The organism is Colwellia sp. RE-S-Sl-9, assembly GCF_048296855.1.
Lineage (GTDB): Bacteria > Pseudomonadota > Gammaproteobacteria > Enterobacterales > Alteromonadaceae > Pseudocolwellia.
The window spans coordinates 952448-965289 of sequence record NZ_CP182631.1; the positions used below are offsets into that span (position 1 = coordinate 952448).

The 12842-nt window shown below is 38.4% G+C and carries 6 protein-coding genes; 2 read left to right on the plus strand and 4 right to left on the minus strand.

The features are described from left to right. Window positions 1-20 precede the first annotated feature (20 nt). On the plus strand, window positions 21-2222 hold the full coding sequence (locus ACM9HF_RS04115) for a YgiQ family radical SAM protein (RefSeq protein WP_473618251.1): 2202 nt from the start codon (window positions 21-23) through the stop codon (window positions 2220-2222). Between the two features lie 74 nt (window positions 2223-2296). On the opposite strand, the gene ACM9HF_RS04120 is transcribed toward ACM9HF_RS04115, so the two are convergent. Continuing rightward, a complete protein-coding gene (locus ACM9HF_RS04120; RefSeq protein WP_473614513.1) occupies window positions 2297-3511 on the minus strand; it encodes a type II toxin-antitoxin system HipA family toxin in 1215 nt (404 codons plus the stop codon). Next, window positions 3505-3777, minus strand: a complete 273-nt coding sequence (locus tag ACM9HF_RS04125; protein ID WP_473614517.1) for a helix-turn-helix transcriptional regulator — start codon at window positions 3775-3777, stop codon at window positions 3505-3507. Before ACM9HF_RS04125 ends, ACM9HF_RS04120 begins: the two co-directional genes overlap by 7 nt. Window positions 3778-4103: 326 nt before the next feature. Between ACM9HF_RS04125 and ACM9HF_RS04130 the strand changes: the two genes are divergently transcribed. Beyond that, window positions 4104-5696 (plus strand): ABC-F family ATPase, encoded by a 1593-nt coding sequence (locus tag ACM9HF_RS04130; RefSeq protein WP_473614521.1) that lies wholly within the window; start codon window positions 4104-4106, stop codon window positions 5694-5696. 226 nt (window positions 5697-5922) lie between these two features. Here ACM9HF_RS04130 and ACM9HF_RS04135 read toward each other — a convergent pair whose 3' ends face one another. Both ACM9HF_RS04135 and ACM9HF_RS04140 read right to left on the minus strand, forming a co-directional pair. Continuing rightward, entirely contained in the window at window positions 5923-9552 is a 3630-nt protein-coding gene (locus tag ACM9HF_RS04135; protein WP_473614524.1) for a VCBS domain-containing protein, read from the minus strand. Between the two features lie 65 nt (window positions 9553-9617). After that, on the minus strand, window positions 9618-12665 hold the full coding sequence (locus tag ACM9HF_RS04140; protein ID WP_473614527.1) for a TonB-dependent receptor: 3048 nt from the start codon (window positions 12663-12665) through the stop codon (window positions 9618-9620). Between the last annotated feature and the right edge of the window lie 177 nt (window positions 12666-12842).

A 12842-nucleotide genomic window follows, 5' to 3' on the forward strand; every position in this document is an offset into this window, starting at 1 on the left:
GCACAGCACCATTTTTACCTATGTCTCGTGCTGAAATGGACGTATTAGGGTGGGATAGTTGCGACATTATTATTGTTACCGGCGATGCTTATGTAGATCACCCTAGCTTTGGTATGGCCATTATTGGTCGTATGTTAGAAGCCCAAGGTTTTCGTGTAGGGATTATTGCTCAACCAGATTGGAGCTCGAAAGACGCTTTCATGCAGTTAGGCCAACCCAATTTATTCTTTGGTGTTACCTCGGGCAACATGGATTCAATGATCAACCGTTATACAGCTGAGCGTAGAATACGTCACGACGATGCTTACACTCCAAATGATGAAGGCGGTAAACGTCCAGATCGCGCAGTCAATGTTTATACACAACGCTGTAAAGAAGCTTATAAAGGCGTACCAGTAATTATTGGCGGTATTGAAGCTAGTTTACGTCGCGTTGCTCATTACGATTATTGGTCAGACAAAGTTCGACGCTCTGTATTATTTGATTCAAAAGCCGACTTATTAATATATGGCAACGCTGAACGCCCGCTTATCGAAATTGCTCATAGAATAGCAAATGGTGAAGAAGCAAAAAGCATTACTGATGTTAGAGGCAGTGCATTTTTAGCCAAGCATGCCCTACCCGGCTGGAAAGGCATTGATTCTAGAAACATAGATAAACCGGGTAAAATCGATCCTATCTATAGCCCTTATCAAGACATGACCGAAAGCAGCTGTGAAACCAACAGTGCTGAAGCAGCTGAAAATGATAAAAACTCGGCGTTAGCAACAGACGTCACTAAATCACCACAAGTGATTGAGATAAAAGATTATCAAAACAAAAGTTGGAAAGATAAATTAAAGCCTTGGGAAACCACTTATATTAATTTACCCACATACGAACAAGTACGTGATAACAAAATGTTATACGCGCACGCTTCTCGTATTTTCCATCAAGAAGTTAATCCAACATCAGCTAAGCCTCTAGTGCAAAGCCATGGCGATAGAATTATTTGGTTAAACCCACCTGCTCAGCCATTATCTGAAGCAGAAATGGACAGTGTTTTTGATTTAAATTATCAACGCGTACCACACCCAAGTTACGGTAAAGCAAAAATACCTGCTTACGACATGATCAAAACATCAATCAACATTATGCGTGGTTGTTTTGGTGGTTGTACTTTCTGTTCCATTACAGAACATGAAGGTCGTATTATTCAAAGTCGTTCAGAAGAATCTATTTTGAATGAAATTGAAGATATCAAACTTAAAGTTCCTGGTTTTACTGGCGTAATATCCGATTTGGGTGGCCCAACAGCCAACATGTATAAGCTACGTTGTAAAAGCGAAAAAGCAGAAGCTACCTGTCGTAAACCCTCTTGTGTATGGCCAACTATTTGTGGTCATTTAGATACCGACCAAACACCAACTGTAGAGCTATACCGTAAAGCTCGTAAAATACCAGGCATTAAAAAAGTATTAATTGCCTCAGGTGTTCGTTACGACTTAGCGATTGAGTCGCCAGAATATGTTAAAGAACTGGCGACACATCATGTTGGCGGTTACTTAAAAATAGCACCCGAACATACTGAAGAAGGCCCATTAAATAAAATGATGAAGCCAGGTATGGGAAGCTACGACAAGTTTAAAGAAATGTTTGATCATTACTCAAAACTTGCTGGTAAAAAACAATACTTGATCCCTTACTTTATTTCAGCGCATCCCGGTACAACCAATAAAGATATGGTAAACCTGGCGCTATGGTTAAAAGAAAATGACTTCAAGTTAGACCAAGTACAAAATTTTTATCCGTCGCCATTAGCGAATGCGACGACTTTATACCATACAGAAATTGACTCACTGAAAAATGTAAGAAAAAACAGTGAAAAAGTAAACGTTCCTAAAGGCACCATTCAACGACGATTGCATAAAGCGATATTGCGTTATCATGATCCAGTTAACTGGCCAATGATCAGAGAAGAACTAACCAAAATGGGACTTAAAAAGCTTATTGGTTCTGGTCCTGCGTGCTTAGTACCTGCAGAAACCCGTGGTGAATTAAATAAACAACACTACAAGAATAATGGTAAAGGCAAGAACAACTCAACGGGTAAGAAAACCTCTCCAGGGCAAACAAGAGCTTACGGTAAAAAGCCAAAACCAGCAGGTAAAGGTAAACAAGGGTTAACGCGTTTTTCTGAGAATCAGTTTAACGACCGTAAACCTAAGAATAAAAAACCTTAATTCTCCTATACGTTTCAGAGGGGAAGCTGATTAGATTTTAATACTCACACTTAACAAAAAATTAAGTTTGAGTATTATTCTGTTTTTATTAATTTAGACATAAGTTTTATATCTCTCTCACTTACATCATTTGCTTTAAAGGATTCTTCCCAATCGACTAAAGCACTTTTTACTCGTTCAGCAACATCCACTACTTGCGCTTTTGTTAAGCCAAAATTTCGGTGGTAACGCGTAATATTGCTATGGCTTGGTAAAATATCGTCATAACCTAACTTAAGTTGATGATAAGCTCCATAAGTTACTGAAGGTACAACATCGTAAGCGGGTGTTAATTGCCAACCATCTTCCTTACAAGAAAAGCTAAAATTACGTAAATGATCATCTGTATTATTCAAAGCAACGTTAAACAACATTTGACCTAAAAGTTGTTTTTTATCTTCAAGAGGCCTACAAGAATAACGTGCAATTAATTTAACAATATCGTCGTATGATGATGTGTAAGGATCAGATTGTGTATTTTGGTTTTTCAGTAACGCATTAGCCGTTATTTGATGATAACGCCCATCATGAGGTGTTACATCAAAACGCTCAACCAATAATACATTATTAGCTTCGGCTTTAATTACCTCGGTTTGTGCAACCAACAACCCTGCTGCTTCCATCAATTTTAAGCAAGCATGTTCTACAGTAGAGTAATCAAATTTGTCTTCATCTTTTGCAAATTTAGCAATATAGGCTTTATGCTGATCATGCACCAGCACTTTAGGCCGAGCTCCACCAATACTAGAGCCTCGAGCAAACATGGCTAATTTGTATTGCTCTATTTCTTCATCAGTTAACAAGCCAACATCAATTTTATTAGCGAGTATCTCTAATTCTGTTAAATCAGATTTATTACACCCTAAACCAAAAGATACAGGCACATTATCATCACTAGAAAAGTGTAATGCCCCAATAGTGGAATACTCCATTATATTGAGTAAGTCTGTCGTTTTGGGAAATCGAATATTATGAATACGGGCGAGTACTTTCTTACCCCAAGAATCAGGCAGTATGTCATCAATAAATCCAGCTACCGCATTAGAGCAAGGTAACTCAATCAACTGAGCGTTAAATGAAAGGTGTTTTGGATCAATAGGATACTGTGAATATTTTCTAAAGTCAGGATGATACACAAATTCTATTTTATCTATTTGCCCTTGGTGATTTTCATACACGTCAGTTTGGGCGCATTTAATAACCTCACCTGAAGGTGTCATAAACCTTATTTTAAATGTTTTACTTACCATGATGTTGTTCTCGATACTAATGTGCTTGCATCAGAATTCGGTATAAATAACTCATCCATAGCATTTTTTTTATCAAGTAACTCTAGCACCCTAAAAACAGTACCCCATGCAACTCCTTCTTTGCCAGCCTCAAGGTTTTGTATTGTTGTTACACCAACACCAATTCTTGCAGCAAAAGTCGTTTGCGTATCATTAGGGTACTTATTTTTACGTAGTTGTTGTATTTTAGCGCCTGCTTTAACAAACCAATCTTTATCAATAGTCATAACACCTCACATAATAAAAACATGTTATTACATGTAAAAATAATAATAAATACCAAAATACACACTATAGCATGTATTATAGTTACTTAAATTAATTATAACAGATGGATTATTTGGATGACGTGACTGAAGATAATAACGAAGAGATTGCAACAAATTATTTAAATGTAAAAATATTTTTATAACTCTGCTAGCTTTGCTGTACTCAATTCATAAAACTAAAAGCATGACTTTGAATACAAGCAAGATAGAGTTGCTGATTTACAACCCTATTGTGTATAATGCGCGGCATTAAAACTCAGGATTCACAGGAATAAAATAGCCTTATGCTCGCTGCAAATAATATTACTCAACAATTCGGTGCAAAACCTCTTTTCGAAAACATCTCGCAAAAATTTGGTGGCGGTAATCGCTACGGTTTAATTGGTGCTAATGGTTGTGGTAAATCTACCTTTATGAAAATACTCGGTGGTGATTTAGAGCAAACATCAGGAAACGTGAGTTTAGATCCCAATGAACGTATTGGTAAATTACGCCAAGACCAGTTTGGCTTTGAAGAATATTCTGTAGTTGATACGGTTATTATGGGCCATACCGAGTTGTGGGCTGTTAAAGAAGAGCGTGACCGTATTTATGCTTTACCAGAAATGAGTGAAGAAGAAGGTATGCGTGTTGGTGACTTAGAATCTGAGTATGCTGAAATGGATGGCTACAGTGCGGAAAGTCGCGCGGGTGAATTACTAATGGGCGTTGGTATTCCGGTAGATCAACATTACGGTTTGATGAGTGATATCGCTCCGGGCTGGAAGCTTCGTGTATTACTCGCTCAAGCCCTATTCTCTGATCCAGATATTTTATTACTCGACGAACCAACCAACAACTTGGATATTCACACGATTCAATGGTTAGAAGAAACCTTGAACGAGCGTGATTCAACCATGATCATCATTTCTCATGATAGACATTTCTTAAACTCAGTTTGTACTCATATGGCTGATTTAGATTATGGTGAGTTAAACGTATTCCCAGGTAATTACGATGAATACATGCTGGCTTCTACCCAAGCCCGTGCTCAACTCATTGCTGATAACGCGAAGAAAAAAGCACAAATTGGCGAGCTTCAAGCTTTCGTTGCACGTTTCTCTGCTAATGCTTCAAAAGCAAAACAAGCGACTTCTCGTGCTAAACAAATCGATAAAATTCAATTGGCTGACGTTAAAGCCTCAAGCCGTGTAAATCCATTTATTCGTTTTGAACAAGAAAAGAAATTATTCAGAAACGCTTTAGTACTTGAAAATGTATCAAAAAGTTTTGACGACAACCACGTACTAAAAGACTTATCTATGATGATTGAAGTTGGCGAACGTGTTGCCGTTATTGGTGAAAACGGCGTGGGTAAAACAACTTTCTTACGTATGTTAATGAACGATGTAGGTTACGCGAATGACACAGGTGAATTAACTTGGTCTGAAAACGTAAACATTGGTTACTACGCACAAGACCATGCTCACGAATTTGAAACCGATATGACATTATTTGAGTGGATGAGCCAATGGCGTCAACCTACGGATGATGAACAAGCGGTTCGCGGATACTTAGGTCGTTTATTGTTTTCTGCTGACGATATTAAAAAATCAGTAAAAGTACTATCAGGTGGTGAACAAGGCCGTATGTTATTCGGTAAAATAATGATGCAAAAGCCTAATATTCTTGTGATGGATGAACCAACTAACCACATGGATATGGAATCAATTGAATCGTTAAACATGGCGATGGAACAATTTGAAGGGACTATTATTTTTGTGAGTCATGACCGCGAATTCGTTTCAAGTATTGCGACACGTATTATTGAACTTAAAGATAATAGCTACAGCGACTTTGCTGGTACTTACAACGAGTACTTAGCATCTCAAGTATAACTTTTATCACTTAAAAATAATGATTAAAAAAGGCTTTAACTCGCAAGGGTTAAAGCCTTTTTAGTTTTTAAAGTGAGATTCTAAAGTTAAGATTTAAACAAGTAAAAATCGATTAACAAAGATGTTTGTTTGTGAGGTGGAGATATAAAAGCTAAAAAATGCCGCTTATTAATAAGCGGCATTTTTAACACAATGTTTAAAACATTAATCTACAACTGCAAGATGATTAGTCTTCTTGAACTGTTGCTTCAGCAGAACTAGAGTATGTAGTGCTTAGATCATCATTCACAGCAAAGGTTTCAAAGTCTTCAGTTAGCGCTGCCGTACCTGCTGCATCAGCAACCACGATATCATCAGCTAATAACTCTTTCGCTGACTCTTTACTTGAGCTACCTATACGAACTTGATACGTTTCTGTTGCTGTACCTGTATTAATTGCAACATAAGGTCCGAAGAACGTTGTGCCACCATCAATTGATAAAGAGTAACCTGTAGCAGTCCATTCAAGTACTACATCAATATCCGTATCATCAAAGTAGGTCAAGCCATCAATGGTTTGTTGCGATTTTGATGCATCACGATACTTAATGGCGCCATTACTAAAGATAATTTCACCCGTTAAGTTACTTGAAGATGCAGAACCACCATAAATACTAATATAAGCCGTATTATCTTCTGAAACATCTGGTGTAGCAGTGAAGTCAGAGATTGCTTGTAGTTTAATCGTTGTAGAAATAGATCCTTCAGCAAGTGCGTCTGTTGTTAAACGCAATTCAGCATCTGCCGTTGTCGTTGTATCAGCCATTCTTGCAACAAGGTTTACACCCGTTCCTGCGATGGTTCTAACTGTTGATTCAGCAGAGCTTGAATAAGAAGTACTTAAATCTTCACCATCGGCAAAAGTTTCAAAGTCTTCAGTTAGCACTGCCGTACCTGCTGCATCAGCAACCACGATGTCATCAGCTAATAACTCTTTCGCTGACTCTTTACTTGAGCTACCTATACGAACTTGATACGTTTCTGTTGCTGTACCTGTATTAATTGCAACATAAGGTCCGAAGAACGTTGTGCCACCATCAATTGATAAAGAGTAACCTGTAGCAGTCCATTCAAGTACTACATCAATATCCGTATCATCAAAGTAGGCCAAGCCATCAATGGTTTGTTGCGATTTTGATGCATCACGATACTTAATAGCGCCATTACTAAAGATAATTTCACCCGTTAGGTTACTTGAAGATGCAGAACCACCATAAATACTAATATAAGCCGTATTATCTTCTGAAACATCTGGTGTAGCAGTGAAGTCAGAGATTGCTTGTAGTTTAATCGTTGTAGAAATAGATCCTTCAGCAAGTGCGTCTGTTGTTAAACGCAATTCAGCATCTGCCGTTGTCGTTGTATCAGCCATTCTTGCAACATTGTTATCGCCAGTATTAGCAACAATAGAACCTGTGATTGTAATTACCAAATCAGCAGTCGTTCCGTCAACAGACTCAATAGTGAAAGTATCAGTCTCATTCTGACCAACAACAAGTGCAGCAATAGTTGCATTGTTGGTATCAAGTGTATAAGTCCATGAGCCATCAGTTTCAATAGAGAATGTACCGTAAGTTCCAGTTACCGTTGAAGCCATAATTGATGCTTCACCTTCATTGATATCTTGTACCCTAACAACACCTATTAATGGAGTTGTTTCATCACTAGCAATTCTTCCTGTTAAGTCAAAGAAAACAGCGGGAACAGCCTCTTCTGTGCCATCGCCTGCATCAAATACAGCAACTTCAGCGTAAACAAGTGTAGAATATAGACTTTCAGTACCACCTAAAGTGTTACCTGCTTCATAGCCTTCAAAGTCGTCTGTAAATACTCTTGTAGTACCAGCAGTGTCAGAAAATACTTCAATATTGTCTACAAAGTAAGAGCCGAAAGGAATAGTTGTGCCGTTATCACCGAATCTGAATTGAATAGTTTGAATCCCATCAGCGAACCACTGATCTAAATTTTCAAAGTCAGAATCCACAACTGCAGCAGTAGAAAATGCTCCTCCAAAAATAACTTCTCCATCAAGCGACACGGTAATTTGCTCAGTTGCATCCAAATCCCATGTAATGTCTATGTCATAAAATTGATTTTCGTTAAAGTCTTCAATAAGTGTATTGCCAGGGTAAGCGTCGCTGTCAGTATTTCGGACAAATAAACGAGGTGCTATTGGAGTTTCTGTTCCGTTAGCGTCAATTGACGTTTGCTCACCTTGAATTCGTAGATCTATAAGAGATTCACTATTACTACCAGATGAACCACCAAGCTTAATATAAGCATCTTTACTGTTTCCATCACTACCTATTGCAACTTCTTTTAAGAAAGATGCACTAAGCTTACCTTGACGAAGGTTAGCAACCCTAAATAGAATTTCACCTGTATCGCTATCAGTATTACTTATTTTCACGACCTGAGTAAGTGCAGCAACACGAATATCAATTTGAGCTGTAGTACCATCAACAGAGGCTATTGTGATTGAATCTGTTACAGAATTACCCACTTCAAGACTAGCTACTGTGTCATTTGTTGTATCAACAATGTATGACCAAGTGCCAGCGGCATCTATACTAAATGTACCATAAGTAAGTACTACATTTGTTTGAGCGACTACAGCGTCTTCTTCAAAGTTTGGATCAATAACGTTTACTGAGCCAGTTAATGGGTCAGTCGCAGTATTTTTCACAGTACCCGAAAGGTCACCTTCAATAATTGCTGTAACAGGCGTATTGTTATAGCCTGCCGCAGAACCAATTACATCAAGCAAAGATGTATCAACAGCACCTGCAACTTGTGAAGTCGTTTGCAGGTTAAGTTGAGCTATTTCAAGAGCATCTTGCGAAGCTTCAGAAAAAGAACCATCGGCTAAATCAGTCGCTAGGTTTTCAATAACCGAAGATATGTCTGCATTAGCATCATCAGCATCAAGTTGTGAAATAAGTGCTAAAACAGAACCATATCTATCACTATCTGCAGCAACAGATCCTAAGTCACCAAGAGCATCTACTCCAATTACAGTAGGAATATTGTCCGTAATATCAAAACGAATACCAAATCTAGCATTAATTATTTCAGCTTGTTCAGCAAAACTGTTTAAATCAGTACCAGTATTTTGAACAGCCATTTCAGTCAAAGCTGAAACGGTGTAAATTGGTTCTACTAATACAACCTCTCCATTTTCATCTACAGTTTCTTCACCATTTTCATCTTTAGCAGGAACGAGTTCAGCTACGTTTATTACAGAGCGTAATTGAGGAGCATCTAAAGTACTACCAGTAGACTCATCTGTATAAGTACCGCCAGTACAACTAATTAAGCCGACACCTTCAAAGTGTACATCAGTAAATGTAACGCCACCTGAAGCGTCTGTATCTGCAGTACCTTGTGCAGGAAGAACCGCAATACCAGAATCATCAACTTCAAAAATTTCACAACTTGCACCACTCACAGGACCTTTAATAATGCTAGCATCAACATTTAAAGTTGGTGCAATAACAGGTGTCGATGCACCTACACCTTCAGTAAAACCTGCTTCATCGGTATATCTAGCAGAAACCGAGATTTCTGAGCCTTCGTCATCTTCAGTAATTGTGTAGGTTGTGCCAGTAGTCCCCGTTGACCAAACGTATACGAGTGTTTCTGCTCGAATCCCGTCAGAATCAGTAGCCAATGCTGATAGTTCGCCACCTGCGTAAAAGTCGCTTCCAGTTATTTCAATGTTACCACGACTATTACCATCTAATTGTGCGGTATCATCGCCGCCACATCCAGCAAGAGCTGTAGCAATAAGTGCTGATATAAGTGATTTCTTAAACATGTTTTCTACTCCCGAATATTTTAATTTTTCAACTTTAACTTGTTTTAATTGAGTACATTGTTTGCTTAGTACTTAACGCTGATACCGGCGAATATGCGAGGACCATAGTCACTTACGCTGCCCAAGTTCCCTTCAACAAAGAAGTCATCAGAACGTGGTTCGCTAAACAAGTTAATTGCAGAAAATTTAACACGGACGTGTTTATTTATTTTGTAAGAAGCACGAGCTTCCCAAACATTTGCCTCATCAACATAACGTAGTCTTGTACCGTTAGAAGTATAAGGCTGGAAGTATTCGCTACGATATTTGTAGATAAAAGCCGTATCGAAATCGCCAATTTGGTAGTAAACTTGACCACTAAATACATGCTCAGAGAATCCTGGTACAGAACCTGGAGGAATGATTCCTTCTTTAAGTTGAGTAGTAACACCATCTAAATCAGTAGTAAAAGTATTTCCGTAAAGACTATCTTCAAACTCAAAGTCTGTATCTGCGTAGTTATAACCAAACTTCACACCAAGACCAGAATCCCAACGATACGAAAATGATGCTTCTAAGCCCATAATTTCACTTTCATCATCACTAGTTACTGAATTAGTAATAGGTAAAGAGACATCAACACCTTCAACGTTAAAATCTTCTAACACGGTTTGCTGTTGAAAGCCGCCATTGAACTGTTTGTAATAAATACCAAACGCTACAATAGAGTCATCGTTAGGATACCATTCAAAGCCTAAATCATAGTTCCATGACATTAATGGTTGAGTATTTGGGTTACCAGACCCTTCAGCACCTACTAACAAGTCACCAACGGATGTAGGGGCGCTGTTATCATCGGTTACGAAAGAGCGGTCAAAGCCTAAATCAGATGGATCTGCACGTGACATAGCACGGAAAATACCCGCTCTTAAGATGATATTTTCTTCATAATCAACAACTAAGTTAAAACTTGGTAAAACCTTAGTATAATCGCCACCACCAACAACACGTTCAATCTCACCGTTTCCTTCTAGACTAACTACGCCTAACGCATCAGTAAGAACGTCAAAGTCCTCTCTAAAGCCAATAGAAGTAACATCAGTATTCACTACACGTACACCAAAGTTACCACGAATAAATTTACCGAACATTTCAGTGTCGTAGCTAGCCATTACATAAACAGCCGTTGTCTTTTCTGTTACGTCACTAGTGCCTGAATTCTCGTAAACAACTTCTGGATATCCGAACTCGCCATTGGCACCCGAAGCTACTGCTTGAGCGAAACATTCGTTATTGTATGTTGCCCACGAAGCGCCTGTACCGTTTTCTATGACATTACCTGAACTGTCAACATTTGTAATAATATTGCCATCAGAAACGCTTGATAAAAAGCTAGACTCAGGGAAGTTTATTTGACAGCCTTCAAGTATGCCAAGGCCAGCTTCAGGGTCATCTATAGTAAATTCAGTTCTTGAACCGTTACCACTATTATTAACACCACCAAATTGAACAAACGACAGCTCAGAAACTCGAACTCCACCTTGGATGCTAGTAAAAACATCGCCGCCTAGTTTGTAGTCAAAATCAACTCGAGCACCGATAATTTCGTTGTCACGTACATTTTCTCTGTCGAGGCGAGTACGAAGATCACTAGAAAAATTAGAGATATCAGTAACATCAAAATCAGTTAATTTAAAGTGAGGTATATGTTCACCTAAATCCCAAGAAAAAGGGTTTGCAGCAGAGCTCGTTCTTCCTCGGTTAGAAATTTGTAGCTCTTCACGGTTTGTTTCAGAATAACCAATATCAACATTTATAGTTAAATCGTCATTTACATAATGTTCAATATTTAATCCGTAAGCAGCATAGTTTTCTTCACGCTCAAAATACTCACCGGCAGATTCGATACGGTCTGAACCTTCCCAATGAAGAATACCACCAACATCATTTGTAATAAGATTTTGCCCTGTTACACCGGGAGTAACACGCTTTTGTAAGAAGATTAAATCATGGCGAGATTCTGTTTGTGTTCTATCTGAAATTTGAGCATCAAAGTTTATATCCCAACTCTCTGATGGACGGTATTGTAAAGCAATAAATAAAGCTTCTCTTTCGTCAGATGTTTCGTTTTGACGGAAGCTCCGGCTTGAACCAGTCCATGCGTATGGTGTGCCAGAGTCTATTGCACGACCTGTTTCAGGATCAATTTTAGAATTGTAACCTGCGTTATTAATACCACTATTATTAATTCCATCTTCACAGTCACCAGCTTGACTACGGAAGAAACCAGTTTGAGTATTTGTAGGATCATTTAAACATGCCCACAAAGATGAGCCTGACGGGCTTGAGCTTCTATACTCAGCTTCTGGTTGGCTGATGTCTTGACGTTGCCAACCAACACTTACACCAAGTGCTTGACCGTTGTCGAATTCAAATTGGTCAACATAACTTAATGTACCACGGTAGCCTAAATCACCTTGAAGTGAGTTTTCAACGTTAGATTGGTCTGGATTATAGTTCCCCTTTAATTCACCTTGGATACGTTGTTCACCAAAATCTAATGGTTTAAGTGTTTCAAGTGTAATAACACCTGCAACACCACCTTCGATCATCGAAGCATCTTGCGTTTTATAAATAGCGACTTTTTTCATCAACTCTGATGGAAATTGAGAAAAGTTAACTGAACGGTCGCCGCTGCCATTAGTGGCTTCACGGCCATTAATATGAGTGGCACTTAAGAATGGACCTAAACCACGAATACTGATCTCAGTGGCACCACCATTTTCACGATGAGATGATGCGCCTGTGATTGTTTCTAGTGCCTCACCAATTGAAAGCGCAGGTAAGTCACCAATATCTGAAGCAGATAAGCCGTCAACAACAGTTGTAGCTTCACGCTTTATTGCGATTTGATCTTGAATCGTTCTGCGAGTACCAACAATTTCAACAACTTCTATATTGTTATCTGTTTTAACTGTATTTTCAGTTTCTGCTTCTTGTGCTGTTGCCGAAAATGCAAAAGAGCTAGCTACCGATGTAATAATGGTAGCTTTAACCCATTTTGCTATAGGTGAAAGTCTAAACTTACCTACTTGATGAGTGGATTTTGTGTTTTTCCCTAATATCAAAGACATTTGGAGTTCCCCGTTTGTGTTTATTGCTAGCAGGTTAGTGCTATTAATTTGTTATATTTCTTATTTCAAATAATGTTATTGCTATTTAATTATTATTTTTATATAGCTCGACATAAATTTTAACTTACGCAAAACAAACCAATGTGTCAACCAATTTATTTAATTTAACTTACCAAA